The organism is Streptomyces sp. NPDC050988 (assembly GCF_044456225.1).
GTDB lineage: Bacteria > Actinomycetota > Actinomycetes > Streptomycetales > Streptomycetaceae > Streptomyces.
Genome location: NZ_JBITFQ010000003.1, coordinates 300,693 through 325,849 on the forward strand (window position 1 = coordinate 300,693; position 25,157 = coordinate 325,849).

Below are 25,157 nucleotides of genomic sequence, written 5' to 3' on the forward strand. Positions count from 1 at the left end.
GGTGACGCCTCCGTCAGACGGGGGCGACGGGGTCTCGCAAGGGTACGGCGAGAGCTTTCAGCGCCTGCTCCAGACCATGCAGATGGGCCAGGGCCGGCTCACCGCCGGAAGGGTGCACCGCGGCCACGGGCACGGCGATCCCACTCCGCGCCGCATCAGGCATGGTCAGTGCCTCCACGGCGGCTTCCACCCGCCAACAGGCGGCAGCGAGCCTCGCATCGTGGGAGGCATCGGGATCCGCGGCTACCGATGCCAGACCGCGCACCTCCTGGGCGCACCGGTCGAGCAGCTCGATGACCTGGCGGGCTCGCGCCTTGCGGGCCCTCAGCGGGCTGAGCGGGTGGACCAACGGGGCCAGCGAGAGCCTCACCCGGCCCAACAGCAGTTCCAGCTCGGCGACATACCGGGCCGGATCCGCCGCCGAGACCCCGGCCAGACGGGCGGCGGCCTCAGACGTGCACGCGTGAACGCAGTGCAACGCGCGCTGGATCCACGCGTCGGTCGTGGCATGCGTGGTCACCGGCAGCACCAACAGCACGGCGAGCGCCGCGCCGAGCGCCCCCACCCCGGTCTCCATCACCCGCAGAACGAGCAGACCCGGATCGAGCACCCCCAGCAGCCCGTACAGCAGGCCCGCCATCACCGTCACCGCCAGCATCATCCACGTGTACGACACCGCGGCCGCGTAGAAGATGCCGAACACACAGACCGCGACGAGCCCCGCGGTCGGAGCACCGGCCCCGTCCAGCGGAACCGCGATCACCAGGCCGACGGCGATACCGATGACGGTGCCCAGGACGCGCCGGAAGCCCCGAACCAGGGTCTCGCCGCGCGAGGCGGTGTTCACGAAGATCCACCACACCGCGCCCACCGCCCAATACCAGCGCTCGTGCGACACCAGCTGTCCGGCCAACAGGGCAAAGGCGCCGCCGGCCATTCCCTGGATCGCCTGGCGCGTGGTCACCCGGGCAAAACCCGTGCCGCCCGGCGCCACCACGGAAACAGCGGCCGACGGCAGCCGCCTCTCATAGCACCACAGCCCGAAGCGCACCGTCGAGGACGCCAGCAGGGAAAGGGCCACCGCCGCACAAAGCTCCGGAAGCCGGCCCGGCACCGCGTGCAGGAACTGCGCGGTGAAGAACATCATGAACGCGAATATCCCCAGCGCGTTCCCCCGCGGCCCCCACCTGCGGGCGTAGATCCCCGCACCGAGAACGGCGACGAACGCGACGTCCCGCACCCACGTGAGGTCATGGAGTACGGCCGCGAGAGCCAGCACCGGGAAACCCGCCATCGGCAACAGCGCCGTCGTGACGGCCTGTCCCCGCACCGACCCATCGGCCACCGTGAACAGGGCCAGCAGCGCGGCAAGCCCACCAGCGATCGCCGCCGGCAGCGACCGCGTGGCCAGCTCCGACACCGTGACAGCCAGGCCGACACCCAGGACACCCCGCGCAGCACCGCGCAACCGCAGCCGGCCCGGGTCCGGCGCGACGAACACCCGCTTCAACACGACTTCTCCCACCGAAGAACCAGGCCACGGCGAGCCGGATCGCGTCGCGCACAGTTCATGCTCTTCACCATCGGCAGCCCGCCCCCACTTCGCGTCGACCCCACCGTCAGGACGTGCCCCGTTTAGGACGTGCCTTCAGGACATGGCAATGGCGCCGCGGGTCCGGATCCGGCTTCCTTGCCGTCCGGCGCTTCGCGGCGCCATGAATGGCGCGTGTCCGCGCCATGGATACCCACAAGGTAAGCAGTACGGGGGCAGTGGCTCAACAGGCTCGTGAGCGACTGGGCCATTGGTACAGTCTGGAACGATCACCCAAGACCGCAGGGAGACCAACGGACCATGGCCGTGGACGAGCTCGACACCCGCATCCTGCGACTGCTCATGGAGCGGCCGCGCACCAGCGTGCGCGAGTACGCGCGCATCCTCGGCGTGGCCCGCGGAACCTTGCAGGCGCGCCTCGACCGGCTGGAGCGGGACGGCGTGATCACCGGTACGGGTCCCTCGCTCTCCCCCGCCGCGCTCGGGCACCCGGTGCTCGCGTTCGTGCACATCGAGGTCACCCAGGGCCATCTCGACGACGTGGGCGACGCGTTGGCGGCCGTGCCGGAGATCATCGAGGCGTTCTCGATCACCGGCGGCGGGGATCTGCTGACGCGGGTCGTCGCACGGGACAACGGCCATCTGGAGGACGTGATCCAGGCGCTGATCAGCCTGCCTGGCGTCGTCCGCACCCGGACCGAGGTAGCGCTGCGCGAGCGGGTGCCCCAGCGGATGCTGCCGCTGGTCGAGTCGATCGGGCGTACGGCCCGGGGGTGACGGGGCCGCCCTGCCCGGGTTGACCGGGGGTGCGGTCCGGGGTTGATCGTCGGCATCCGGGACCCGGCATCCTGGATCCCATGAACAATCTCGGCAGCACTTCGGTCATCTTCGATCTCGACGGAACACTCGTGGACAGCGAGCCGAACTACTACGAGGCGGGACGGCAGACGCTCGCCGAGCAGGGCGTCACGGACTTCACCTGGGCGGACCACGAGCGGTACGTCGGCATCAGCACGCGGGAGACGATCGCGCTCTGGCGGGAGCGGTACGCCCTGGACGCCCCGCTCGACGTGCTCCTCGCGGACAAGAACCGGCGTTATCTGGAGCTGGCCCGCGCGTCCACGCGGGTCTACCCGGAGATGCGGAAGCTCGTGGAGCTGCTGGCCGGGGAGGGCGTGCCGATGGCCGTGGCCTCCGGGTCCTCCCGCGAGGCCATCGAGGCGATTCTGGCGGGCACGGGGTTGTCCGCGTATCTGCGGACGGTCGTCTCGGCGGAGGAGGTCGTCTCCGGCAAGCCCGCTCCCGATGTCTTCCTGGAGGCGGCTCGGCGGCTCGGGGTGGCTCCCGGGGACTGTGTGGTCCTCGAGGACGCCGCGCCGGGGGCCGCCGCGGCGCACGCGGCCGGGATGCGGTGCGTCGCGGTCCCGTATGTGGCGGGGCAGGCCGATGATCCGGCGTTCACCACGGCTGGGTTGCTTCTGCGGGGTGGGCAGGCCGAGTTCACGGCTCGGGCTGCGTATGAGTGGCTCCGCCGGTTGGGCGGGGAGGTGTAGGTGGGTTGTCGGGTGGGGGTTGGTTGGGTGCGGGTTGGTCGGCTGCGGGTTGGCTGTGGTTGAGCGCGCCGTTCCCCGCGCCCCTGTGGGGGCCTGGGGAGGTCTTATGGGTGCGGGTTGACTGTGGTTGAGCGCGCAGTTCCCCGCGCCCCTTGAGGGCGGGCCTGGCCCGGGCGGGTCTCCCGGCTCAGGCACGCAGGGCCCGTGCGCGGGCCTAGCTCTACGCGACGCCTGCCGCGTCCAGCAAGGCCGTTGCCGTTGATGTGGTCAGGCCCTGGAGGGTTTCTGCCTTTGCGCCGGCGCGGGCGCTTGCTCCGTCGAAGACGAGGGTCAGTTGGCGGGCGAGGAGTTGGGGGTCGCGGGCGCCGCCGCGCTCGGCCTCGGCGCGGAAGGCCTCGGTCAGGGAGCCCTTGACCCGCAGGGCGACGACGCTCGCCGGATGATCGGGGTTCTTGAGCTCGACCATGGCGGACAGGAACGGGCAGCCGCGGTAGTCGTCCTTCGTCGAGGCCTGCTCCAGCAACTCGAAGATGTGCAGGATCCGGGCACGGGGCGGCCTGGTGTCGTCGGCGCCGATGTCCAACTGCCGCGCGTACTCCGGCGCACGCCGCTCCAGGCTCGCCGCGAGCACCTCGTCCTTGCTGGCGTAGAGCTGGTACATCGAGCGCTTGGACACCCCGGCGGCCCGGCACAGCGCCTCGACGCCGATGGAGACGCCGTCGCGGTAGAAGAGCTCCATGGCCGCGTCGAGCAGCCGGTCCCTCGTGGATGTCTTGTCCGTACTGACCATGAGCGGAGAGTACCTCCGTCTGGGAACGCCCCCAAAACCGATCGGTCTACTGCCGAGGCGGCGACCGGAGGCTAGGCGACGAGCTGCGGATACAGGACCGAAAGGTCCGCGGACAGCCCGGACTTCACCTGGCGGGACAGGTCGTCGGCCAGCACCTCGAACGCTCCGCTCTCGATGCCGTCGAGCGCCTGGGAGGCCACGTCCTCGGGCGAGGCCTTGGGCGCGTCGATCTTCGCCGCCATGTCCGTGTCGACGTATCCGACGTGGAGCCCGGTGACGCCGATCCCGCGCGGCTTGAGGTCGAGCCGCAGGGAGTTGGTCTGGGACCAGACCGCGGCCTTGGAGGCGCTGTACGAGCCGGCGAGACCGACCCACGACAGCACGGAGTGGACGTTCAGAATGTGGCCGCCGCCGTTGCGCTCGATGACGGGGACGAACGCCCGCGCGGTGAGCAGCGGTCCATAGAAGTTCGTCTCGAAGTCCCGGCGGACGTCCTCGACCGGCGCCTCCAGGAAGGACGCGTTCACGGCGACCCCGGCGTTGTTGATCAGGATGGTGACGTCGCCGGCCTGCTCGGCCGCCGCCGCGACGGACGCGGGGTCGGTGACCTCCAGCGCCAGCGGTACCGCCCGGGGATGCGTGACCGTCCGCGGATCACGGGCGGTGGCGTACACCTTCTTCGCCCCCCGCTCGAAAAGCCCTTCCACCAGCGCCTTGCCGATCCCCCTGCTGCCGCCGGTCACCAGAACGACGGAGCCCTCGATCGCAGTCATGACACTCTCCGAACTCATCACGCGAACACTTGGAAACCGATCGGTTTCCCTTGGCGGGAAGCGTAAACCGATCGGTTTCACAAAGCAAGGCCCTCGAAGCGCGGGCGAACGCGAGTGGGGCCCCGTCGTAGCGACGGGGCCCCACATGGCCGGTGAATCGGTGGCGGACGGTCGGTGTTACGCGCCGCTCGCCCTGAGCATGTCCTCGCGCTCGACGAGCTTCACGCGCTCGCGCCCCTGGGGCTCGCCCAGCGCCTTCTCCGCGGCGTCCAGGCGGTACCAGCCGTCCCACGTGGTGAAGCGGACGTTCCGCTCGGCGAGGAACGCGTCCACGGCCTCCGGACCAGGCGAAACAGGCGTGTGCAAACGGCCGTTGGCATGGTCGTCGAGCAGGCTGGCGACCGTCTCGTTGGCGTCGCCCTTGGTGTGACCGATCAGACCGACGGGTCCGCGCCTGATCCAGCCGGTGACGTACGCCGACTGCAGGTGCTCGCCGGTCTCCTCCATCACCCGGCCGGCCTTGTCCGGGACAGTGCCCGTCTCGACGTCCCAGGGCAGCTTGGGCAGCTTGTCAGAGAGGTAGCCGACCGCGCGGTAGACCGCTCCGAGGTCCCAGTCCTTGAACTCACCGGTGCCCTTGACGTTGCCGGTGCCGTCGAGGGCGGTGCGCTCGGTGCGCAGGCCGACGACCTTGCCGTCCTCGCCGAGGATCTCGGTCGGCGACTCGAAGAAGTGCAGGAACAGCTTGTGCGGCCGGTCGCCGATGTCGCGGATGGCCCAGTTCTCCAGGGTCTTGGCGACCATGTCGGCCTGCTTGTTGCCCCGCCGGGTGGCGATCGAGCCGTCGTCGTAGTCGATGTCCTCGGGGTCGACGATGACCTCGATGTTCGGGGAGTGGTCCAGCTCCCGCAGCTCCATCGGGCTGAACTTCGCCTGCGCCGGGCCACGGCGGCCGAACACGTGGACCTCAAGGGCCTTGTTGGCCTTGATGCCGTCGTACACGTTCGCCGGGATCTCGGTCGGCAGCAGTTCGTCGGCTGTCTTGGCGAGGATGCGCGCCACGTCGAGCGCGACGTTGCCGACGCCGAGGACGGCGACCTTCTCCGCCTCCAGCGGCCAGGTCCGCGGCACGTCCGGGTGCCCGTCGTACCAGGAGACGAAGTCCGCCGCGCCGTACGAGCCGTCGAGGTCGATGCCGGGTATGTCGAGGGCCCGGTCGGCCGTCGCGCCCGTGGAGAAGATCACCGCGTCGTAGAAGGCACGCAGGTCGTCCAGGTTGATGTCGCCCGGGTAGTCGACGTTGCCGAAGAGGCGGATCTGCGGCTTGTCCAGCACCTGGTGCAGGGCGTTGATGATGCCCTTGATGCGCGGGTGGTCGGGGGCGACGCCGTAGCGGATCAGGCCGAACGGGGCCGGCATCCGCTCGAAGAGGTCGATGGACACACCGGGCTCGACGGCCACTGCGGACTTCAACAGCGCGTCGGCGGCGTAGATCCCGGCGGGGCCGGCTCCGACTATGGCTACCCGCAGGGGGCGAGACATGTTCAGGTTCCCTTCGAGCGATGATCGATCAGGAGTACTCACCCGGAGCCTAAACTAAGGCATGCCTAAGTCAGTAGTCGGGCCCGATCTATGACCCCATAAGGCCGGTTTATGGGGTCGCTGCGCATGAAGGGACGTGGATCGGCTCCCGTGCCGGTTCAGCCGCCTCCCGTACGGGATCGGCCGGCTCCCTCGCCTCTTCAGCTGTCGTAGTCGACGGTCAGCGTCTCGGAGACCGGATACGACTGGCAGGTGAGCACGTACCCCGCGTCGACCTCGGACGTCTCGAGGGCGAAGTTGCGGCGCATGTCGGCCTTGCCGTCGGTGACCAGCGCCCGGCAGGTGCCGCAGACGCCGCCCTTGCAGGCGAACGGCAGGTCGGGGCGGGTCTTCTGGGCACCGTCGAGGATGCTCCGGTCCCGTGAGAGGGCAGCGGTGGTCGAGCGCCCGTCGAGGGTGATGGTCACCTGGCTGACGGCCCCCTCGACGGCGGCCTCCTCGTGACGCACTTCCCGTACGGGCTCGTCGTCGGCGTAGAACAGCTCCTGGTGGACGCGGTCGCCGGGCACCCCGAGGCCGGCGAGAACCTCCTGGGCGTCACGGACCATGCCGTGGGGGCCGCACAGCCACCAGTGGTCGGCCGCCTTCACGTCGACCAGGGCGTCGACGAGCGCCGAGAGCCGCTCGGCGTCGAGGCGGCCGGAGAGCACCTCGGCCTCCCGGGGCTCACGCGACAGCACATGGGCGAGCTGGAAACGGGCCGGGTACAGGTCCTTCAGGTCCGCCAGCTCGTCGGCGAACATCACGGTGCCGGTGCGCCGGTTGCCGTAGAAGAGGGTGACGGTCGAGCGGCTGTCCGCGGCCAGCACTGACTCGGCGATGGACACCATGGGCGTGATGCCGGAGCCCGCCGCGATCAGCACGTGATGGCCGTGCGTGGTGAGGTCGGGCGTGAAGAAACCGGTGGGAGCCATCACCTCGACGGTGTCGCCGGGGCGTACGTCCTGCACGAGCCACGCCGAGAACAGGCCGCCGGGCACCACCCGCACCCCGATGCGCGGCACCGAACCGGCCGGAGAGCAGATCGAGTACGAGCGCCGCTCGTCCCGTCCGTCGATCTCGCGCCGCAGCGTGAGCGACTGTCCGGGCGCGACGGCGAACTCCCCGGCCAGCTCCTCCGGGATCTCGAAGCTGACCGCCGCGGCGTCCTCGCACAACGGCTGTACGGAGGCGACGCGCAGGGTGTAGAAGACCGGGCGCCGGGTGCGGACACGCGGACGCACCGCCGGGCCGGAAGCAGGACCGGAAGCGGGAGCGACGGCCCGCTCGGCCGCGCCCTTCAGGCCTCCCATCGGCTCTTCCCTCAGGCCTTCCATCAGATCTCCTTGACGTACTCGAACGGCTCGCGGCAGGCGAGACAGCGCCACAGCGCCTTGCAGGACGTGGCGGCGAAGCGGGAGGTCTCCTCGGTGTCCGCCGAACCGCAGCGCGGGCACGCCACCGTGCGCCGGACGGGCGACAGCACGAGCGGAACGGGACCGGCGGCGCGCCGGGGTGCGGCGCCGGGCGGCGCGATGCCGTGCTCGGCGAGCTTGCGCCGACCCTCCGGGGTGATCCAGTCACTCGTCCAAGGCGGGTCGAGGACCGTACGGATCTCCACGCGCGCGTACCCCGCGTCGCGCAGCCGTGCCGCCACGTCCGCGCGCATCTCGGCCATCGCCGGACAGCCGGAGTAGGTCGGCGTCAGACTCGCGACCACCGTCCCGTCCCCGGTCATCTCGACGGAGCGCAGGACGCCGAGGTCGGCCAGGGTCAGCATGGGCAGTTCGGGATCCGGCACCTGCTCGGCGATGTGCCGGGCGTGCCGCACGTCCGTCAGTACGGTCACCATGTCGCCCCCGGGTGCGCTCGGGCCACGCTCTGCAACTCGGCCAGCAGCGGGGCGAGATGCTCGGTGTGCTCCCCCACGCGGCCGGCGCCGGGCAGCGGCCGGTACACCGGCATGGGCAGCCCGGCCGCCTCGGTGACCTGCCGCAACACGTCGACCACCTCGTCCCGCACGTCGTACGCCGTGAACAACTCGCCGAGGTACGGGGCGACCTGCTCCATGGCCGTACGAGTCCGGCGACGCGACTCCTCCGTACCGTCACCCAGGCGCACCGCCCACTCGGCCGCGTACTGCCGGTGGTAGGTCAGCTCCTTGACGCCCTTGGCCGCGATGGCCGCGAGGACGGGATCGGGGTGCGCCGAGAGCTGTTCGAAGTGCGCGAGGCGCCAGCTGGACAGGACCAGCAGCCGCACGATCGAGAACGCGAAGTCCCCGCACGGGAGTTCGGCCAGCCGGACGTTCCTGAAGTCCGCCGCGTCCCGGAAGTAGGCGTACGCGTCCTCGTCGCGCCCGGTGCCGTCGACCTGCCCGGCGCGTGCGTACAGCAGGCGGGCCTGGCCGAGGAGGTCGAGGCCGATGTTGGCCAGCGCGACCTCCTCCTCCAGCTCGGGCGCGCGGGTGGTCCACTCGGCCAGCCGCTGTGCGGAGACCAGCGCGTCGTCGGCGAGTGCCACGCAGTCCGCGGCGAGCCGGCCGGCGTCGACACCCTCGGGCACGGTGGTGTCCACGCCGTGCAGTGGGTCCTCGAAGCCGGTGCCGTATGCCCAGCGGGCGTCGTCCTCGTGTCCCTCGGCGAGGGTCATGTAGACGTGGTCGTCACTCATGCCCTGCTCCTCAGATGTGCGGGACGTCGTCGGGGATGTCGTAGAAGGTCGGGTGGCGGTAGACCTTGTCGGCGCTCGGTGCGAAGAACGGGTCCTTCTCGTCGCGCGTGGACGCCGCGATGTGCTCCGAGCGCACCACCCAGATCGAGACGCCCTCGTTGCGCCGGGTGTAGAGGTCGCGGGCGTGGGTGAGCGCCATGGCGTCGTCGGCGGCGTGCAGCGAGCCCACATGGACGTGGTTCAGCCCGCGCTTGCCGCGCACGAACACCTCGTACAGCGGCCAGTCGCCCTTGCCGGTGCCCTGAGTGGAGCCCGGGGTGGTGCCCGGAGTGATGTCGCTCATGCCGTCGCTCCTTCACGCGCGCGTGCCGCCTGCTTGGCCGCGTGGGCCGTGGCCGCCTCCCGCACCCAGGCGCCCTCCTCGTGGGCGCTGCGGCGCCGCTCCACCCGATCGGCGTTGCACGGCCCGCCGCCGGAGATCACCTGCTTCAGCTCCGCCCAGTCGGGGGTGCCGAAGTCGTGGCTGCCGCGCTCCTCGTTCCAGCGCAGCCCCGGGTCCGGCAGCGTGACGCCGAGCTTCTCGGCCTGCGGGACCGTCATGTCGACGAACCGCTGACGCAGCTCGTCGTTGCTGTGCCGCTTGATCTTCCAGGCCATCGACGCCGCCGAGTTGGGCGAGTCGCCGTCGGGCGGGCCGAACATCATGAGCGAGGGCCACCACCAGCGGTCCACCGAGTCCTGGACCATGGCCCGCTGGGCCTCGGTGCCGCGCATCATCGTCATCAACAGCTCGTAGCCCTGCCGCTGGTGGAACGACTCCTCCTTGCAGATCCGCACCATCGCGCGCGCGTAGGGCCCGTACGAACTCCTGCACAGCGGGACCTGGTTGCAGATCGCGGCGCCGTCCACGAACCAGCCGATGACGCCGACGTCGGCGAAGGTCGGTGTGGGGTAGTTGAAGATCGACGAGTACTTCTGGCGTCCCTCGATGAGCCGCTCGGTCAGATCCGCGCGGTCGGCGCCCAGGGTCTCCGCCGCCGAGTACAGATACAGCCCGTGGCCGGCCTCGTCCTGGACCTTCGCGAACAGGATGGCCTTGCGGCGCAGCGAGGGCGCGCGCGTGATCCACTCGCCCTCCGGCTGCATGCCGATGATCTCCGAGTGCGCGTGCTGCGCGATCTGCCGGACGAGGGTCTTGCGGTAGCCGTCCGGCATCCAGTCGCGCGGCTCGACCCGCTGGTCCCGCGCGATCGTCGCGTCGAACTGCTGCTGCAACTCCTGGAGCGGCACCTCGGCGGAGTGTGTCGTCGTCATCGATACCAGCTTCCCAACCGACCATTCGTTCGGTACCAGTGTGACCTGTTTCTGCCGACCGGGCAAGACCCGGGCACAATCAGGGGCGGTTGCGGCTCCGGGCCCATGAACGGCCCGGTTCGGCCCCCGACCGCGGACCATGTGATTGTGGAATAATCCAATATGAGCTACGAAAGGCTACTTTCGTGACCAGGATGAGCGATGAGGCTGACTACGAGAGCATTCGGTTTGACCGCAGCGGTCAGGCCGAAGCTTTTGACGCCATCGGCGACCGCTACGACGAGGCCTTTCCGCACAAGGAGGGCCAGCTCTCCGCCGGAGAATGGCTGATCGACTCGTTGCCTGCCGGTTCTCGCGTGCTCGACCTCGGCTGCGGCACCGGAGTGCCGACCACGCGCCAGCTGACGGACGCCGGCTTCGAGGTGGTGGGCGTCGACCTGTCGCGCAGGATGGTGCAGCTGGCCCGGGAGTACGTTCCCGCGGCGACGTTCCACCAGCTGGACATCGCCGAACTGCGCCCCGGCGGCCCTCAGAACCTCGGCCGTTTCGACGCGGTCGCGGCCTTCTTCTCCTTGCTGATGCTGCCCCGCGTGGAGATACCCCTGGCGCTGCAGACGGTCCGCCACCTGCTGGTTCCCGGTGGCCTGTTCGTCCTCTCGATGGTGGAGGCCGATGTGGACAACTACGCGATCCCGTTCCTCGGAAACACGATCCGGGTTTCCGGATACGTACTGGAGGACCTGCACAAGGTCATCGAGACCGGTGGCTTCGAGATCGTCAAGGAGACCGCCTACACCTATGCCCCGGCGGTCGCCGACGTCCCGCCCGAGGAGCAGGTCTTCCTCTGCTGCCGACGGCTCGACTGAGCAGGCACGACCCTTCACCGCGGACCGCGGCCCACCGACGGGACGAAACGCGTGACGGAGCACCCCACCCCCCAGGGCCCGCGGGTCACCCGGACCCCCCAGCCGCCCCCTCCGCACGGCCGCCGTGCGGAGGGCAGGGGCTCCCAGGCTCAGGAACCGGTACCGGACAGCTCCCGGGACCCGGTGCCGGACAGCTCCCCAGAACCAGGTCCTGACAGGCGAGGAGAACAGACCGACCGACTCCAGTACCTGGACGTGGCGACCCGACGGATCGCCCGCGGGATGGATCTCGACGAGACGCTCCGCGAGCTGCGCCGGGCGGCCGTCCCCGCCTTCGCGGACGCGATCATCGTCCATCTGCACGATCCGCTCCCCGTCGGGGACGAGATGTCGGCCGCACCCGTCGTCCTGCAGCTGCACAGCGTCAGCAGGAAGCCCCAGTCTCCCCAGACCTCCCGGTCGCCGCTGCTCAAGACCCATCCGCTGCACTCGGACATCGCCGAGCGCGTACGGCCGGACATCGCAGGCCGGCTCTCGAAGCTGCTGCTGGCCGGACGGCCCGCCTTCGGTGACGCGCCGGGCGTCGCGCCCGCGGTGGCCGAACTCCTCGGGCCCCTGGCCGGCGTGCCGGACGCGATTCCGCCGGGGCGCCGGCTGATCATCGCCCCGCTGCACGGCCGTCGGCACGTCATGGGGACGGTCGTCCTGCTGCGTCGGCCCGACCGGACCCCCTTCACCCGTGACGACCTGCTCGTGGCCTCACAGCTCGCGACGCACACCGCCATCGGCGTACAGAAGGCGGTGATGTACGGGCATGAGGCCTCCGTGGCGGACACGTTGCAGCACACCATGCTGCCGTCGTCACTGCCCGAGCCCACCGGAATCCGGCTGGCCAGCCGCTATCTGCCCGCCTCGAAGACCGCCCAGGTCGGGGGCGACTGGTACGACGCGATCCCGCTGCCCGGCAACCGCGTCGCGCTGATCGTCGGGGACGTCATGGGGCATTCCATGACCTCCGCCGCGATCATGGGCCAGCTGCGCACCATCGTGCAGACCCTCGCCGGGCTCGACCTGCCTCCGGACGAGGTCCTGCACCACCTCGACGAGCAGGCCCAGCGCCTCGGCAGCGACCACATCGCGACCTGCCTCTACGCGATCTACGACCCGATCTCGCACCGGCTGCTCATCGCGAACGCCGGCCACCCGCCCGCGGTGCTCCTGCACCCGGACGGCCACGGCGAGGTGCTGCGCGTCCCGCCGGCCGCCCCCATCGGCGTCGGCGGGGTCGACTTCGAGTCCGTGGAGATGCACGCCCCGACCGGGGCCACCCTTCTGCTCTACACCGACGGCCTCGTCGAATCGCGTGAGACGGACGTGGGAACAGGCGTCGAGGCCCTGCGCACCAGCCTCCGGACCGTGGCGAGCGGACACGCCGCACCCTCGCTGGAAGTGCTGTGCGACCACATCCTGGGCGTCATGGTCCCGGGCTCCCGGGACGACGACATCGCGCTGCTCACCGCCCGGTTCGAGGGCTTCCCTCCGGACAGCGTGGGGTACTGGCACCTGGACCCCCACCCGCTGACCGCCGGACAGGCACGCCGCCTGACCCGCAGGGCACTTCGCCGCTGGGACCTGGAATCCATGCTCGACTCGACGGAACTCATGGTCAGCGAGGTCGTGACGAACGCCGTCCGTTTCGCCTCACGGCCTATCGCGCTGCGGCTGCTGCGCACCGACGTCCTCCGCTGCGAGGTGACCGACGACTCGTCCCAGGTGCCCCGGATGCGACAGGCCCAGCCGGGCGACGAGGGCGGCCGGGGCCTCTTCCTCGTCGATCAGCTCGCGCAACGCTGGGGCGCGACGAGGCTCAGCACGGGCAAGGTCGTCTGGTTCGAGCAGCCGATCCCGAAAAAGCAACCGCCCAATGATCACCAGCCTGACCGGTGACGACGCTTGCACGCTTCCCGTGTCACCCGTCAAGATGGTGACGTGAATGTGGATCATGCCTTCTTCTGCGGGAACCCCGCGCTCGACTTCGCGGCCACGCTCCGCGCGCGCCGCACACTCCGGTTCGAGACGCTCGTCTCGCCTGACCGACTGGACGCCTGGTACGTCGAGTCCGGGGTCGTCGACGCCGTGTCCCCCAGCCGGGAAGCCGACGTCGAGCAGGCGGTCGCCGTACGGGAGGCCGTCTACGACCTGATCACCGCCCGGCGGCTCGGCGAGGCCTACGACGAGGAGGCGCTCGCCGTGGTGAACGGCACGGCCCGCAAGCCCTCCGCGACGCCTCAGCTCACCACGACGGGGCGATGGACGGACGCGACGCCCGAAGAGGCACTGGCCACCGTGGCACGCCACGCCGTCGAAGTCCTCGGCGGACCCGACGTTCCGCTGCTGAAGGAATGCGGCAATCCCGAATGCACCCGCGTCTACATCGACCGGTCACGCGGCGTGCGGCGACAGTGGTGCGGCATGGAGTCGTGCGGAAACAAGGTCAAGGCCGCGGCCTACCGCGCACGCAAGAAGCAGGCACGGACAACCGCGGCAGCTCGCTGACGCACCGAGCCCTCAAGCCTCATTCCGGTTCCGGCCCACCTTCGCGGTCGCCTCTTCCGGCAGCGGGGCCCCGAGGATGGCGAGGCAGCTCCTCCACAGGGCGTCGAGGCGCCGAGGGTCGTTGTAGAGCTTGGCGAACAGCACCTGGCCTTCGAGCTGCGCGACGACGGACCGGGCGGCCTCGCGGTGGTCGCCGACGGCGATCTCGCCCCGCTCCGCGGCCTCGGCGACGACCTCCTCGACCATGCCGACCTGCGCGTCGAAGATTCCTTGCAGGCGCGAACGAACGGCCTCGGTCTGGTTGCTCAGCTCCAGGCTCAGATTCCCGAACAGGCACCCTGAGACGGTGCCGCAGCTCTGCTGTCCGGCACGCTGGCCCGCCTCGGTCTCCTCGAACAGCTGACGCAGTCGCTGGAGGGGTTCACCGCCGCCGCGCAGGATACGGCTCCAGTCGCCGCGCTGGATCTCCCAGTGCTCGTCGAGAACAGCCAGGGCGAGCGCTTCCTTGGTCTCGAAGAAGTAGTAGAAGCTGCCCTTCGGCACGCCCGCGACCTTGCAGATCTCGGCGGTGCCGAGGGCCGAGTAGCCCCGCTGCCCGATGAGTGACTGCGCGGCGGTGAGGATCTTCTCCCTGGCGTTGCTGGTCCGTCCCATACGACCAATATACGACCGATCGACTATTTACCCCGTGGGTCAACCACCCACGGGGCGGTCAGCTGTGGGCCAGCCACCCGCGGGCCGGTCAGCCGTGGGCCGGTCGGCCAAAGGTGCTCTGGCGCGGGTTCGGGTCAGAATCCGCGCCAGATGTTGTCGAAGGCCGCGTCCTCGATGGATCGGCGCTGCCGCACGGCTTCCAGTTCCATCACCGCGTCGTTGACCGCGGCCAGTACCGTCGCCACCGCGTCGTCGGCGATGTCCGGGACATCGGGAGGCTTCGGGGGTTCCGCGGCGTCCTCGTCGAGAGACTCGCCGTGCAGCGCGGCGGCCGTCGCGAGGGCGACCAGCACGGGCTCATGGGATTCCCAGCGGTCGACGGCCCCGCGGCGGGCCGGGGAATCGACGAGCGCCACGTCACCGGCCCGGAAGGACATCAGACGGCGACGCTGCCGGGTGAGCTGGCCCTCGGTCTCGAACGCGGCCAGATACGCCGAGGACAGCTCGCGGCCTCGGCGCCAAAGCCAGTCCTCGACCGACTCGTACGGCTCCTGACGGGTGAGCGCCGACTCGGCCTCGCGCAGCAGGGGGTCGTCCAGGGAGGGCCGGTCGCCGGGGACGATGCGATCGTCGTCCAGCTCGACGGCCCGGGCACCGAGGAGGTCGATGACCTCTGCCCCGGCGAGCGCCAGGGACAGGCTGCCGCGGTCCGCGGGGCGGCCGGACTCCACATCCATGGCGACGATCAACAGGTCCCGCGGTGTGGTCATGATCCGCTTCCCCTCGGAGGTATGAGCAAGCGTACGTCGCCGCCGTCGAGGCCGGCCGTGCGGTCGACAGGGCTCACAGGCACGTACGGACAAGCCACTCGTCGGAGTTGTACGTGTCCCTCGCCGGGTCGGGCACGGTCGCCGGCTTCTCCTCGACCATGTCCGCCAGGCCGACGCGCTCCGGCAACGTGCCGAATCGCGCACGGCGTGCAACTTGGGCGGCGTCCGGAGCGTTCTCCTGATGCACCATCTCGTCCTCCTGGGTTCGATCCGGTTCGATCGTGGCGAAGGCGGCGTCATGACCGGGCTCATTCGCGTCACCTGCGAAACAGGTGATGATGATCGCAGCAGTTTCCGTCACCCGTCAAGGTGGTGACGGGCCCGACGATCCCCATCAGAAGCCCCACCGCGGCCGGAAGCGGCACCCCGGACGTCCGCGGCGACGATCTGTTGGGCAGGACTTACCTAACTTGGAACCTTCGCTTTCTTGAACTGTTCGTGTTTAGGGCGCTAGGTTTGGCGCCATGACCACACCCCGTACTCCGACCACCGCAGAGGAGCTGCGCGGTGTCGGCCTGCGGGTGACGGCCGCCCGCGTCGCACTGCTCGAGACCGTCCGCAGCGGAGACCACCTCGGAGTCGAGGCGATCGCCTCCGGGGTACGCGACCGCGTGGGCCACATCTCCCTCCAGGCCGTGTACGAGGCCCTCCACGCACTCACCGCGGCAGGTCTCATACGCCGCCTCGAACCGCCCGGCAGCCCGGCCCGGTTCGAGGGACGCGTCGGAGACAACCACCACCACCTCGTGTGCCGTTCGTGCGGCGTCGTCGCCGACGTCGACTGCGCGGTCGGCCACGCCCCCTGCCTGACCGCGTCCGACGATCGCGGCTTCGCGATCGACGAGGCCGAGGTCATCTACTGGGGCCTGTGCCCCGCCTGTTCCACCAGCAGCAGTTCCTGAGCACCGTGATCCACCCAGTTCGGAAGGACTCTCATGACTGAGAACCATGATGCGATCGTCACTGACCCGAAGCCCGCGGAGGCGGGAGGTTGCCCGGTCGCACACGAGCGCGCGCCCCACCCGACTCAGGGCGGCGGAAACCGCCAGTGGTGGCCGGAGCGGCTCAACCTGAAGATCCTTGCCAAGAACCCCGCCGTGGCGAACCCCCTCGGTGAGGACTTCGACTACTCCGAGGCGTTCAAGAACCTCGACCTCGCTGCCGTTAAACAGGACATCGCCGAGGTACTGACCACCTCGCAGGACTGGTGGCCGGCCGACTTCGGCAACTACGGCCCGTTCATGATCCGTATGGCGTGGCACAGCGCGGGCACCTACCGCATCAGCGACGGCCGCGGCGGCGCCGGTGCCGGTCAGCAGCGCTTCGCCCCCCTGAACAGCTGGCCGGACAACGGCAACCTGGACAAGGCCCGCCGTCTGCTGTGGCCCGTGAAGAAGAAGTACGGCCAGAGCCTCTCCTGGGCCGACCTGATGATCCTCACCGGCAACGTCGCCCTGGAGCAGATGGGCTTCGAGACCTTCGGTTTCGCCGGCGGCCGTGCGGACGTCTGGGAGTCCGAGGAGGACGTTTACTGGGGTCCCGAGACCACCTGGCTCGACGACCAGCGCTACACGGGCGACCGCGAGCTGGAGAGCCCGCTCGGTGCCGTCCAGATGGGCCTCATCTACGTCAACCCCGAGGGCCCCAACGGCAACCCGGACCCGATCGCCGCGGCCCGCGACATCCGTGAGACCTTCCGCCGCATGGCGATGAACGACGAGGAGACCGTCGCCCTCATCGCCGGTGGCCACACCTTCGGCAAGACCCACGGCGCGGGCCCGGCGGAGAGCGTCGGCGACGACCCCGAGGCCGCCCCGATCGAGGCGCAGGGCTTCGGCTGGAAGAACTCGTTCGGTACGGGCAAGGGCGCGGACGCCATCACGTCCGGCCTCGAGGTCACCTGGACCACCACGCCCACCCAGTGGAGCAACGGCTTCTTCGACAACCTCTTCGGCTACGAGTGGGAGCTCACCCAGAGCCCCGCCGGCGCCAACCAGTGGAAGCCGAAGGACGGCGCGGGCGAGGGCACCGTCCCGGCCGCCCACGACGCCTCGAAGAAGATCGCTCCCTCGATGCTCACGACGGACCTGTCGCTGCGCTTCGACCCGATCTACGAGCCCATCTCCCGCCGCTTCCACGAGAACCCGGCGGAGTTCGCGGACGCGTTCGCCCGCGCCTGGTACAAGCTGACCCACCGTGACATGGGCCCGAAGTCGCTCTACCTCGGCCCGGAGGTCCCGGCGGAGACCCTGCTGTGGCAGGACCCGCTGCCGACCGCGGAGGGCGAGGCCATCGCCGCCGAGGACGTCACCGCCCTCAAGGCGAAGATCCTCGACTCGGACCTGACCGTCTCGCAGCTCGTCTCCGCCGCCTGGGCCTCGGCCTCGACGTTCCGCGGCAGCGACAAGCGCGGCGGTGCCAACGGCGCTCGCGTCCGTCTGGAGCCGCAGCGCGGCTGGGACGCCAACGACCCCGACCAGCTCGCCCAGGTGCTGCGTGTCCTTGAGGGCATCCAGGCGGAGTTCAACTCCGGTGCCAAGAAGGTCTCGCTGGCCGACCTGATCGTGCTCGGTGGCAGCGCGGCCGTCGAGAAGGCCGCCAAGGACGCCGGTCACGACGTCACGGTGCCCTTCACCCCGGGCCGTGTCGACGCCACGGAGGAGCACACCGACGCGGAGTCCTTCGCCGCCCTGGAGCCGACCGCCGACGGGTTCCGCAACTACCTCGGCAAGGGCAACCGCCTGCCGGCCGAGTACCTGCTGCTCGACCGTGCGAACCTGCTGACCCTCAGCGGCCCCGAGCTGACGGTCCTCGTTGGTGGCCTGCGCGTCCTGGGCGCCAACCACCAGCAGTCGTCGCTCGGTGTCCTCACCGAGACCCCCGGCAAGCTGACGAACGACTTCTACGTCAACCTGCTCGACCTGGGCACGACGTGGACGGCCACGTCCGAGGACGCGACCACCTTCGAGGCCCGCGACGACGCCACGGGCGACGTCAAGTGGACCGGCACCCGTGCCGACCTCGTCTTCGGCTCGAACTCCGAGCTGCGCGCGCTCGCCGAGGTCTACGCGGCCGACGACGCGAAGGAGAAGTTCGTGAACGACTTCGTCGCGGCGTGGACCAAGGTCATGGACCTCGACCGGTTCGACCTCGTCTGATCAGTTCATTCAGTTCATCCAGTTCATCGTGACGTCCGGGCCGGCCTACACAGGCCGGCCCGGACGTTCTCGTTCCGGCACTTCTCCTCCGACTCCGGGACCCCTCCCCAAGCGGGTCCGTATAAGTAGGACGAGTTGATACGCGGTGAAAGGTGAACGGATGAGCATGGGCAGAGGCCGGGTCGGCGTCGCGGGGGTGCTGACCCTGATGGTGGTCCTCAGTGGCTGCCGAGGAGGTGGCGGTGGCGGCCGGGACGACGGCTCCGGGGAGGGGGCGGAGTCGTCCTCCACGCGTACGCCGTCGGAGTCGGCGCGGCCGTCCTCGCCGGCGGCGTCGCCGTCCACCTCCGCATCCCCGTCCCCAAGTGGAGCGGCCACGTCGGACGCCCCCGGCGGCGGCACCGATGCCGACGCCTGCTTCGACGGGCGGTGCGAGATCACCGTGTCCAAGCCCATGACCATCAAGATCGACAGCCGGCTCGGCGTCAGCGACCTTGAGGTCACGAAGGTCACGGAGGATGCCGTGATGCTCCAGTCCTCCGGCTCCGGCGTCTTCCTGAGCACGTCGGTCGGCGAGGGCGGCACCGGTGGCCTGAACAGCCTCGGCTTCCGCGTGAAGTCCCTGAAGGACGGCAGAGCGGTGCTGGAGTTCTTCCCCAAGAACTGACTCCCGAGAAGGGGCCGTACGAACCTCGTACGGCCCCTTCTCGGGATGTTCGCTCCCTCACCCGGCCACCCCGCCGCTCAGCGGACGACCAACGACCGGAACGCGGAGCGCACGTCGGACTTGGACTCGCTGACGTACCTGGTCGTCGGCGGGCCCGAGTCGGAGTCGCTGGAGGTGAAGTACGTGATGAGCGAGGGGCAACTCGACCCGTTGATCTGGATCTTGCGCTTGGCGACGAGTTTGCCGGTGCGCACCTCGTAGACCTTCACCGGGACCGCGATCTTGTGGAAGGTCACGTAGGTGGTGGACCCCGAGGACTTGCCTTGGTACGGGCAGGTCTGGACGGACTTGCCGTAGGTGTCCTCGCCCATGCAGACCACCAGGACGGCGTCGGCCGCGTCGGCCGCCTTCCAGGAGCCGGGGAGTTTGTCGGCGTAGTCCTGGCCGTATGTGTTGCCGGTGTAGAACAGCGCGCGGTTGGTGCCCTTGCCCATGGGCTTGGCTCCGCTGTACTTCGCCGGGCGGGAGCAGTACTCGGGCTGGGAGCCGGTGCCGCCCGGTGCGAGCAGGCTGCGGACGTTGGCCAACTCGATGCTCTGGGTGGCCTTCCGGGCTCCCTTTCGGGCCTTGTCCGCGAGGTCGTCGCCGGGGTAGCGGTCCAGCAGCTGCTCGTAGTGCGCCAGGGCGTTCTGCCAACTGCTGTTCGCCATCAGGTCGTCACCGCATCCGACGAGGGCGGCGGGTGCGGTCCGCCGGGCCGCGCCGGCGGACCGGTCCAGGACGTCGTGGCTGCGCTTGCGGTCGCGGAGCCATTCGGTGACGGTGACGGTGGTGCAGGGGTCCTTGGCGGGCAGACTGCCGAGGAATCCGGTCAGGGTCGTCTCGACCGTCTTCTCGTTGCCGGGTTCGGCGAGGACCGAGGCGAGTGTGCCGAAGCCCTCGTCCAGGGCGTCGGTGTTCCCGGTCAGCGCGGTGTTCAGTTCCGTCCGGGCCGACCGCAGCCGGTCGCACGCCTCTACGGTCTCGTCGCCGCGGGCTGCCAGTGGGGCGTCGGCGACTCGATGTCCGAACCACACCCTGTCCTGGGCGCTCAACACCCCGGCGCAGTCGCCGCTTTCGCGTGCCTCGGTGACGCTCTCCTCGATCCTGGACGCGTCGAATCGCAGCAGCGCCACGGCCAGCAGCACCGACAGCGTGATGCAGAGTGCGACCACGCGCCGACCGCGCTGCGCGACCCCGCTGCCGCCCCTGCTCGCCAGGAACCACCCGTGGGCGACGACCGCGACCCACCACACGAGCACGGCGATCTCGTACGCCGGCCGGGCGGTCGAGACGAGCCGGGAGACGAGCACGACGGTGACGACCACTGCTGCGACGGCGAGTCTGCGCCGCCGCAGCATCAGGTAACCGACGCCGAGAAGCGAGGCGTTGCCGAGGGCGACGGCCAGCGGGTCGTGCGCCCGGTTCTCGATGGGCGTGGGCTCCGGCGTTTCGGGCAGGGCATGCGTCGGTTCGTTCATCCTGGTCTCCCCCGGTCGCAGAACGAGTCTCGATGTCGCATGGTGCGGCCCCGCCCCCGGGACCCCTCCCGGGGATCCGCGCTCTCAGCGCATGAGCGCGCCGCGCAGTGTGAGGCCGTAGTTGGTGCGAAGGCGGCGCAGTTCCCAGAGGCCCACCGCGGTGACGGACAGCGGCGCGCCGAGCGTGACAACGATCCGGACGGGCCCCGGCAGAGTGTCGTAGGCCCCTGTGAACATGTCCACCAAAGCCATCTCCCACACGAGCGTGATGGCCAGCAGAGGCGGCACCGTCTCATGGATGTCCGCCGTGCGGAAGACATGGACGAGGGACATACCGATGCCGTAGAAGACGAACGGGAGGACCCAGACGATCGCGAGCAGCGTGACGACCACGGTGACCACCGTCATCACGGGATTGGTGGCGAACCGCCCGCTGACGAAGCCGGTGAGCACACCCGCGGGGAACACGAACATGGCGCCCATGATGGCCAGGATCGAACCGAAGGGCTTCGCGGTGCGGCGCAGCAGCTCCTGACGGGCCGGCGGCCGGGCCGCGGCGATCAGCACACCGACGGCCACGGGGAAGGTCACCGCGAGCACAAGGACGTTGTTCCAGGCCTGGCTGCCGCGGTCGCTCGCGATGTCCCCCGCGGACGCGGCGAGTTTGTAGGAGAGCGTCACCCACACGACGGCGCACAGGCCGACGATGGTTCGGATCTTCTGGATGCGGGCGACGACCTCGTCGTCGACCCGGCCCGGCCGCGACGGCGTGAAGACCTTGCGCCCGACCGCGATAGGACCCGCGGTGCGCCACAGACGCCCCAGCGGTCCCACGCGGCGCGGGGGCAGCGGCCCCGGGTACGGCGGGCCGGGTTGCGGAGGGTAAGGGTGCGGACCGTTGGGATACGGGGCGTTGGGGTACGGCGCGTTGGGCGGGTAACCGCCGGGCGGCGGTGGGGTGTTGTACGGGTAGGGACCCTGGGGCTGCGGAGGCACATTGCCACCGTGCGGGTCGTACGGCGGTGGCCCCTGCGGGTTCCAGGCGTTCATCTCTGCGGCTCCCCCGATTCGCGGCTGAAGTGACGGACGCGTCGCCGCAGTGTATTGGTTGCAGAAGGGAAGCAATTATCGGAGGCCTGAGCTACCGGCAGGTCACTCCCAGACGACGACATTGCGTCGTACGGGCACCGTCGAGGCGTCGGTGGCGAACAGTTCCGGTGAGTGCGCGCGGATGCGTTCGATGTCGCTGAAGACGGCCCGCAGGTGCGTACGCATGGCCGTGCGGGCGAGCGGGACGTTCCCGCCGACGATCGCCTCGAAGATCTCGTGGTGCTGAGCGGCGAAGACCGCCGGGGACACGTTCTCGTGCAGACCGAGGCGGCGGGCCCGGTCCAGGTGACCCTTGGCCGCGGCGACGGTCGTCCACACGTTGCCGTGACCGCTCAGGCGCATCAGGCCCTGGTGGAACGCCTCGTCCAGATCGAAGAACTCCTCCAGGTCGAGGTCCGCGCGCCGCTGGCGGTTCAGGTTGCCACGCAGCTCCTCTACGACGGCGGGGTCGAGCCGCTCGGGAAGATCGTCGAGCGAGGCGAGCTCGACCGCCTCCCGGAGGAACTGCGCGTCGGCGACCTGTGCCGGGTCCACCCGCGAAACGAACGACCCGATCTTCGGGAAGACCTGCACCAGGCCCTCCTGAGCCAACAGGATCAGGCTCTCCCGCACGGGCGTGCGGCTGACGCCCAGCGACGCGGCGAGTTCGTTCTCCGACAGGGCCGCGCCCGGGGGAAGTTCGAGGGTCAGGACCAGCTGACGCAATTTCAGATAGATATCGCGCCGACTCGTCCGCCCGTTCGTTTGAGCCATGTGCACATCGTACGTAGGACGGCGCCACAAGTATTGCCATGCTGCGCGACAGATGCTTGTATACAAGTACTTCGCGACCAAGAAGTACCCAAGGAGTACCTGTGAGCAAGATCGAACGCGTCGAGGTGTTCGTTGCCTCCCCCGGCCGTACCTTCGTCACCCTGCGTATCACCACCACGGACGGGGTGACCGGGCTCGGTGACGCGACGCTCAACGGTCGTGAACTGTCCGTGGCGAGCTATCTGCGCGACCACGTGGTTCCCCTGCTGATCGGCAGGGACCCCGCCCGCATCGAGGACATGTGGCAGTACCTCTACAAGGGTGCCTACTGGCGGCGCGGGCCGGTCACCATGACCGCGATCGCCGCCGTCGACACCGCCCTGTGGGACATCAAGGGCAAGACGGCCGGGCTGCCCGTCCACCAGCTCCTCGGCGGCAGGTCCCGCGACGGCGTGCTGGTCTACTCGCACGCCAGCGGCACGGACACACCCTCGCTGCTGGACGACGTCGAGCGCTATCTGGAGCTGGGCTACAAGGCCGTACGGGCGCAGGCCGCCGTGCCCGAGGTCGGCGGCACGTACGGCGTGCGCAAGGGCAAGGTCTACGAGCCTGCCGCGACCGAGCTGCCCGACGAGCAGCCCTGGGACACCGAGGCCTATCTCGGCTTCGCGCCCACCTATCTGGAGGCGGTGCGGGAACGCTTCGGCTTCGGCTTTCACCTCCTGCACGACGTGCACCACCGGCTGACCCCGATCGAGGCGGCCCGGTTCGGCAAGAGCGTCGAGGGGTGCCGGCTGTTCTGGATGGAGGACCCGACCCCGGCCGAGAACCAGGAGTCGTTCCGGCTGATCCGGCAGCACACGACGACGCCGATCGCGGTCGGCGAGGTGATGAACTCGATCTGGGACGTCCAGCACCTGATCACGGAGCAGCTCATCGACTACGTACGCACCACCGTCGTCCACGCCGGCGGGATCACCCATCTGCGGCGGATCTTCGACCTCGCCGCGCTCTACCAGGTGCGGACCGGATCCCACGGGGCGACCGATCTCTCCCCCATCAGCATGGCGGCCGCCGTGCACGTCGACATCGCCGTGCCCAACTTCGGCATCCAGGAGTACATGGGGCACGCCGAAGAGACCGCCGAGGTGTTCCGTACGGGTGTGACCTTCGCCGACGGCATGCTGTACCCCTCCGAGGAGCCGGGTCTCGGCGTCGAGTACGACGAGAAGGCCGCCGAGCGCTTCCCCTACCAGCGGCGATACCTCCCGGTCGCCCGCCGTCTCGACGGGTCGGTGCACGACTGGTGAGCGCCGACGACCTGCTGAGCCGTGAGGCCCTCCTCAGGCTTCCGCCCGAGCAGCGGCCCGCCGTCGATCCGGCCCAACTGCGCACCCGTGTCGTCCACTTCGGGCTCGGCGCCTTCCACCGGGCGCACCAGGCCGTGTTCACCGAGCAGGCCGCCGCGCGCTCGGGCGAGTCCTGGGGCATCACGGCGGTCGCGCCCAGGTCGGCCACGACGGTGCGCGCCCTGCGGGACCAGGACTGTCTGTACTCGCTCACCGAACGCCGTCCGGACGGGCACCGCACGCGTGTCGTGGGCTCGGTCGTCGGTGCGCTGGCCATGGGGCCCGATGCCAGGACGGTCGACGCCCTGCTCGCCGACCCCGAGGTGACGGTGGTGACGCTGACCGTGACGGAGAAGGGCTATCACCGTTCCCCGTCGACCGGCGGGCTGGACACAGGGGCCGGGCCCGTCGCCGCCGACCTCGCGGCCGCAGCCGACGGGCCTCTCACCACGGTGGTCGGACGGCTGGCCGCCGGACTGGCCGCGCGGATGCGGGCGGGCGCGCCCCCGGTCAATGTCGTGTCCTGCGACAACATGGCGGACAACGGCGCCGCGCTCGGCCGTGTGGTCCACGACTACATCCGTGCGTCGGCCTGGCCGGACCGTGCGGAGATCCTGGACCGGATGGCCGAGGCCGTCGCCTTCCCCGCGACGGTCGTGGACCGGATCGTGCCCGCCACGAGCGAGGCCGACCGGGCGGCCGCCGTCGCCGCGCTCGGGGTGCGCGACGCCCTCCCCGTGACGGGTGAGCCGTACCGGCAGTGGGTGCTGGAGGACTCCTTCGCCGCGCCCCGGCCGCCCTGGGAGCTCGACGGCGCCCTGTTCGTGCCGGACGTCGCGCCCTACCAGCTCACCAAGCTGCGGCTGCTCAACGGCTCCCACTCCGCCCTGGCCTACCTCGGCAGCGCCGCCGGGCTCACCACGATCGCCGGGACCATGGCGGCGGACTGGGGCGAACGCCTCGTCCGGACGCTGTGTGCGGAGATCGCCCCCACGCTCCCGGCCGACGGCCCCGATCCGGTCGCGTACGCCGACGATCTCGTCGTACGTTTCCGCAATCCCGCCATGCACCACCTGCTGCGGCAGATCGGCTCCGACGGATCACTGAAGATCACGGAGCGCTGGCTGCCGGGCCTGCGCGAACTGCGGGCCCTTGGCGCGAGCACCCCTGTCCTCGAACTCGCCCTGGCCGCCTGGGCGGAGAGCACCCGCCGGACCGATGCGCCCGCCGATCCGGCCGCCGAGGTGCTCGCCGCCTGCTGGGGGCCCGCGACCCGCCCCGCCGAGACCGTACGCGCACTGCTGCGCGTGCTCGGCGCCGCGGACCTGGCGGACGACGCGGCGCTCACCGCCGCCGTCGCGGACCGGCTTCCCGCGCTGCGGGCCGGCCGCGTCGAGATCTGATCCCGCTCCCTCCCCGCAACATCCCAGGTCCTCCCCCCACAGCCTCCCCGTCCCC

At 70.2% G+C, this 25,157-nt stretch carries 25 protein-coding genes; 10 read left to right on the forward strand and 15 right to left on the reverse strand.

Annotated features, from left to right (window positions below; genetic code table 11):
• Positions 1-13: 13 nt before the first annotated feature.
• Positions 14-1,513, reverse strand: a complete 1,500-nt coding sequence (locus tag ACIBEI_RS09565) for an FUSC family protein (RefSeq protein ID WP_398886830.1) — start codon at positions 1,511-1,513, stop codon at positions 14-16.
• Positions 1,514-1,852: 339 nt separating this feature from the next.
• On the opposite strand from ACIBEI_RS09565, the gene ACIBEI_RS09570 reads away from it, so the two are divergent.
• Together ACIBEI_RS09570 and ACIBEI_RS09575 are read left to right on the forward strand one after the other, a co-directional pair.
• The gene (locus tag ACIBEI_RS09570) at positions 1,853-2,329 is read left to right on the forward strand and encodes an Lrp/AsnC family transcriptional regulator (RefSeq protein WP_398886832.1); all 477 of its coding nucleotides are present in this window, start codon (positions 1,853-1,855) and stop codon (positions 2,327-2,329) included.
• A gap of 80 nt (positions 2,330-2,409) precedes the next feature.
• Positions 2,410-3,105: an HAD family hydrolase gene (locus ACIBEI_RS09575; protein WP_398886834.1), complete on the forward strand. Its 696-nt coding sequence runs from the start codon at positions 2,410-2,412 to the stop codon at positions 3,103-3,105.
• A gap of 220 nt (positions 3,106-3,325) precedes the next feature.
• Here the strand turns inward: ACIBEI_RS09575 and ACIBEI_RS09580 are convergent, their stop codons facing one another.
• The 8 genes from ACIBEI_RS09580 to paaA all read right to left on the reverse strand — a co-directional run bounded on the left by ACIBEI_RS09580 (position 3,326) and on the right by paaA (position 10,236).
• The gene (locus tag ACIBEI_RS09580) at positions 3,326-3,895 is read right to left on the reverse strand and encodes a TetR/AcrR family transcriptional regulator (RefSeq protein ID WP_398886836.1); all 570 of its coding nucleotides are present in this window, start codon (positions 3,893-3,895) and stop codon (positions 3,326-3,328) included.
• Between the two features lie 71 nt (positions 3,896-3,966).
• A complete protein-coding gene (locus tag ACIBEI_RS09585; protein WP_398886838.1) occupies positions 3,967-4,668 on the reverse strand; it encodes an SDR family oxidoreductase in 702 nt (233 codons plus the stop codon).
• Between the two features lie 177 nt (positions 4,669-4,845).
• Positions 4,846-6,210 carry an FAD-dependent oxidoreductase gene (locus ACIBEI_RS09590; protein ID WP_398886840.1) on the reverse strand — a complete coding sequence of 455 codons (1,365 nt, stop codon included), beginning with the start codon at positions 6,208-6,210 and terminating at the stop codon, positions 4,846-4,848.
• A gap of 200 nt (positions 6,211-6,410) precedes the next feature.
• On the reverse strand, positions 6,411-7,586 hold the full coding sequence (gene paaE, locus ACIBEI_RS09595; RefSeq protein WP_398886841.1) for a 1,2-phenylacetyl-CoA epoxidase subunit PaaE: 1,176 nt from the start codon (positions 7,584-7,586) through the stop codon (positions 6,411-6,413).
• A complete protein-coding gene (paaD, locus tag ACIBEI_RS09600) occupies positions 7,586-8,101 on the reverse strand; it encodes a 1,2-phenylacetyl-CoA epoxidase subunit PaaD (RefSeq protein WP_398886843.1) in 516 nt (171 codons plus the stop codon). Before paaD ends, paaE begins: the two co-directional genes overlap by 1 nt.
• Complete coding sequence (gene paaC, locus ACIBEI_RS09605; protein ID WP_398886845.1) at positions 8,095-8,922, reverse strand: 1,2-phenylacetyl-CoA epoxidase subunit PaaC; 828 nt, start codon at positions 8,920-8,922, stop codon at positions 8,095-8,097. The genes paaD and paaC overlap by 7 nt, the downstream gene beginning before the upstream one ends.
• A gap of 10 nt (positions 8,923-8,932) precedes the next feature.
• Positions 8,933-9,265 carry a 1,2-phenylacetyl-CoA epoxidase subunit PaaB gene (gene paaB, locus ACIBEI_RS09610; RefSeq protein WP_398886848.1) on the reverse strand — a complete coding sequence of 111 codons (333 nt, stop codon included), beginning with the start codon at positions 9,263-9,265 and terminating at the stop codon, positions 8,933-8,935.
• Positions 9,262-10,236, reverse strand: a complete 975-nt coding sequence (paaA, locus tag ACIBEI_RS09615; RefSeq protein WP_398886850.1) for a 1,2-phenylacetyl-CoA epoxidase subunit PaaA — start codon at positions 10,234-10,236, stop codon at positions 9,262-9,264. Before paaA ends, paaB begins: the two co-directional genes overlap by 4 nt.
• A 194-nt stretch (positions 10,237-10,430) precedes the next feature.
• Between paaA and ACIBEI_RS09620 the strand changes: the two genes are divergently transcribed.
• The 3 genes from ACIBEI_RS09620 to ACIBEI_RS09630 all read left to right on the forward strand — a co-directional run bounded on the left by ACIBEI_RS09620 (position 10,431) and on the right by ACIBEI_RS09630 (position 13,658).
• Complete coding sequence (locus ACIBEI_RS09620; RefSeq protein ID WP_398886852.1) at positions 10,431-11,102, forward strand: class I SAM-dependent DNA methyltransferase; 672 nt, start codon at positions 10,431-10,433, stop codon at positions 11,100-11,102.
• Positions 11,103-11,384: 282 nt separating this feature from the next.
• Positions 11,385-13,049 (forward strand): SpoIIE family protein phosphatase, encoded by a 1,665-nt coding sequence (locus ACIBEI_RS09625; RefSeq protein ID WP_398887371.1) that lies wholly within the window; start codon positions 11,385-11,387, stop codon positions 13,047-13,049.
• A 42-nt stretch (positions 13,050-13,091) separates the two neighbouring features.
• The gene (locus tag ACIBEI_RS09630; RefSeq protein ID WP_398886854.1) at positions 13,092-13,658 is read left to right on the forward strand and encodes a CGNR zinc finger domain-containing protein; all 567 of its coding nucleotides are present in this window, start codon (positions 13,092-13,094) and stop codon (positions 13,656-13,658) included.
• Between the two features lie 12 nt (positions 13,659-13,670).
• Here ACIBEI_RS09630 and ACIBEI_RS09635 read toward each other — a convergent pair whose 3' ends face one another.
• The 3 genes from ACIBEI_RS09635 to ACIBEI_RS09645 all read right to left on the reverse strand — a co-directional run bounded on the left by ACIBEI_RS09635 (position 13,671) and on the right by ACIBEI_RS09645 (position 15,332).
• On the reverse strand, positions 13,671-14,312 hold the full coding sequence (locus ACIBEI_RS09635; RefSeq protein ID WP_398886856.1) for a TetR/AcrR family transcriptional regulator: 642 nt from the start codon (positions 14,310-14,312) through the stop codon (positions 13,671-13,673).
• 134 nt (positions 14,313-14,446) lie between these two features.
• Positions 14,447-15,082 (reverse strand): GPP34 family phosphoprotein, encoded by a 636-nt coding sequence (locus ACIBEI_RS09640; RefSeq protein ID WP_398886858.1) that lies wholly within the window; start codon positions 15,080-15,082, stop codon positions 14,447-14,449.
• Between the two features lie 73 nt (positions 15,083-15,155).
• Complete coding sequence (locus tag ACIBEI_RS09645; protein ID WP_398886860.1) at positions 15,156-15,332, reverse strand: hypothetical protein; 177 nt, start codon at positions 15,330-15,332, stop codon at positions 15,156-15,158.
• 274 nt (positions 15,333-15,606) lie between these two features.
• Here ACIBEI_RS09645 and ACIBEI_RS09650 point away from each other — a divergent pair, with 274 nt between their 5' ends.
• The 3 genes from ACIBEI_RS09650 (at position 15,607) to ACIBEI_RS09660 (ending at position 18,967) form a co-directional block, all read left to right on the forward strand.
• Complete coding sequence (locus ACIBEI_RS09650; RefSeq protein WP_398886861.1) at positions 15,607-16,044, forward strand: Fur family transcriptional regulator; 438 nt, start codon at positions 15,607-15,609, stop codon at positions 16,042-16,044.
• A gap of 33 nt (positions 16,045-16,077) precedes the next feature.
• Positions 16,078-18,300, forward strand: coding sequence for a catalase/peroxidase HPI (gene katG / locus ACIBEI_RS09655; RefSeq protein ID WP_398886863.1), 2,223 nt, complete (start codon positions 16,078-16,080; stop codon positions 18,298-18,300).
• 160 nt (positions 18,301-18,460) lie between these two features.
• Positions 18,461-18,967: a hypothetical protein gene (locus ACIBEI_RS09660; RefSeq protein WP_398886865.1), complete on the forward strand. Its 507-nt coding sequence runs from the start codon at positions 18,461-18,463 to the stop codon at positions 18,965-18,967.
• 77 nt (positions 18,968-19,044) lie between these two features.
• On the opposite strand, the gene ACIBEI_RS09665 is transcribed toward ACIBEI_RS09660, so the two are convergent.
• The 3 genes from ACIBEI_RS09665 to ACIBEI_RS09675 form a co-directional block, all read right to left on the reverse strand.
• Positions 19,045-20,487, reverse strand: a complete 1,443-nt coding sequence (locus ACIBEI_RS09665) for a tol-pal system YbgF family protein (protein WP_398886867.1) — start codon at positions 20,485-20,487, stop codon at positions 19,045-19,047.
• A gap of 84 nt (positions 20,488-20,571) precedes the next feature.
• A complete protein-coding gene (locus tag ACIBEI_RS09670) occupies positions 20,572-21,537 on the reverse strand; it encodes a hypothetical protein (RefSeq protein WP_398886869.1) in 966 nt (321 codons plus the stop codon).
• Positions 21,538-21,639: 102 nt separating this feature from the next.
• Entirely contained in the window at positions 21,640-22,350 is a 711-nt protein-coding gene (locus ACIBEI_RS09675; protein WP_143633164.1) for a GntR family transcriptional regulator, read from the reverse strand.
• A gap of 101 nt (positions 22,351-22,451) precedes the next feature.
• Here ACIBEI_RS09675 and manD point away from each other — a divergent pair, with 101 nt between their 5' ends.
• The gene (gene manD / locus ACIBEI_RS09680; RefSeq protein WP_398886871.1) at positions 22,452-23,660 is read left to right on the forward strand and encodes a D-mannonate dehydratase ManD; all 1,209 of its coding nucleotides are present in this window, start codon (positions 22,452-22,454) and stop codon (positions 23,658-23,660) included.
• Positions 23,657-25,102, forward strand: coding sequence for a mannitol dehydrogenase family protein (locus tag ACIBEI_RS09685; protein WP_398886873.1), 1,446 nt, complete (start codon positions 23,657-23,659; stop codon positions 25,100-25,102). Before manD ends, ACIBEI_RS09685 begins: the two co-directional genes overlap by 4 nt.
• Positions 25,103-25,157: the final 55 nt, after the last annotated feature.

Coding starts and splice junctions, on each gene's coding strand:
- ACIBEI_RS09570 (WP_398886832.1), top strand. CDS start 1,853: ATGGCCGTGGACGAGCTCGACACCCGCATCCTGCGACTGCTCATGGAG.
- ACIBEI_RS09575 (WP_398886834.1), top strand. CDS start 2,410: ATGAACAATCTCGGCAGCACTTCGGTCATCTTCGATCTCGACGGAACA.
- ACIBEI_RS09580 (WP_398886836.1), bottom strand. CDS start 3,895: ATGGTCAGTACGGACAAGACATCCACGAGGGACCGGCTGCTCGACGCG.
- ACIBEI_RS09585 (WP_398886838.1), bottom strand. CDS start 4,668: ATGACTGCGATCGAGGGCTCCGTCGTTCTGGTGACCGGCGGCAGCAGG.
- ACIBEI_RS09590 (WP_398886840.1), bottom strand. CDS start 6,210: ATGTCTCGCCCCCTGCGGGTAGCCATAGTCGGAGCCGGCCCCGCCGGG.
- paaE (WP_398886841.1), bottom strand. CDS start 7,586: ATGGAAGGCCTGAGGGAAGAGCCGATGGGAGGCCTGAAGGGCGCGGCC.
- paaD (WP_398886843.1), bottom strand. CDS start 8,101: ATGGTGACCGTACTGACGGACGTGCGGCACGCCCGGCACATCGCCGAG.
- paaC (WP_398886845.1), bottom strand. CDS start 8,922: ATGAGTGACGACCACGTCTACATGACCCTCGCCGAGGGACACGAGGAC.
- paaB (WP_398886848.1), bottom strand. CDS start 9,265: ATGAGCGACATCACTCCGGGCACCACCCCGGGCTCCACTCAGGGCACC.
- paaA (WP_398886850.1), bottom strand. CDS start 10,236: ATGACGACGACACACTCCGCCGAGGTGCCGCTCCAGGAGTTGCAGCAG.
- ACIBEI_RS09620 (WP_398886852.1), top strand. CDS start 10,431: ATGAGCGATGAGGCTGACTACGAGAGCATTCGGTTTGACCGCAGCGGT.
- ACIBEI_RS09625 (WP_398887371.1), top strand. CDS start 11,385: ATGGATCTCGACGAGACGCTCCGCGAGCTGCGCCGGGCGGCCGTCCCC.
- ACIBEI_RS09635 (WP_398886856.1), bottom strand. CDS start 14,312: ATGGGACGGACCAGCAACGCCAGGGAGAAGATCCTCACCGCCGCGCAG.
- ACIBEI_RS09640 (WP_398886858.1), bottom strand. CDS start 15,082: ATGACCACACCGCGGGACCTGTTGATCGTCGCCATGGATGTGGAGTCC.
- ACIBEI_RS09645 (WP_398886860.1), bottom strand. CDS start 15,332: ATGGTGCATCAGGAGAACGCTCCGGACGCCGCCCAAGTTGCACGCCGT.
- ACIBEI_RS09650 (WP_398886861.1), top strand. CDS start 15,607: ATGACCACACCCCGTACTCCGACCACCGCAGAGGAGCTGCGCGGTGTC.
- katG (WP_398886863.1), top strand. CDS start 16,078: ATGACTGAGAACCATGATGCGATCGTCACTGACCCGAAGCCCGCGGAG.
- ACIBEI_RS09660 (WP_398886865.1), top strand. CDS start 18,461: ATGAGCATGGGCAGAGGCCGGGTCGGCGTCGCGGGGGTGCTGACCCTG.
- ACIBEI_RS09665 (WP_398886867.1), bottom strand. CDS start 20,487: ATGAACGAACCGACGCATGCCCTGCCCGAAACGCCGGAGCCCACGCCC.
- ACIBEI_RS09670 (WP_398886869.1), bottom strand. CDS start 21,537: ATGAACGCCTGGAACCCGCAGGGGCCACCGCCGTACGACCCGCACGGT.
- ACIBEI_RS09675 (WP_143633164.1), bottom strand. CDS start 22,350: ATGGCTCAAACGAACGGGCGGACGAGTCGGCGCGATATCTATCTGAAA.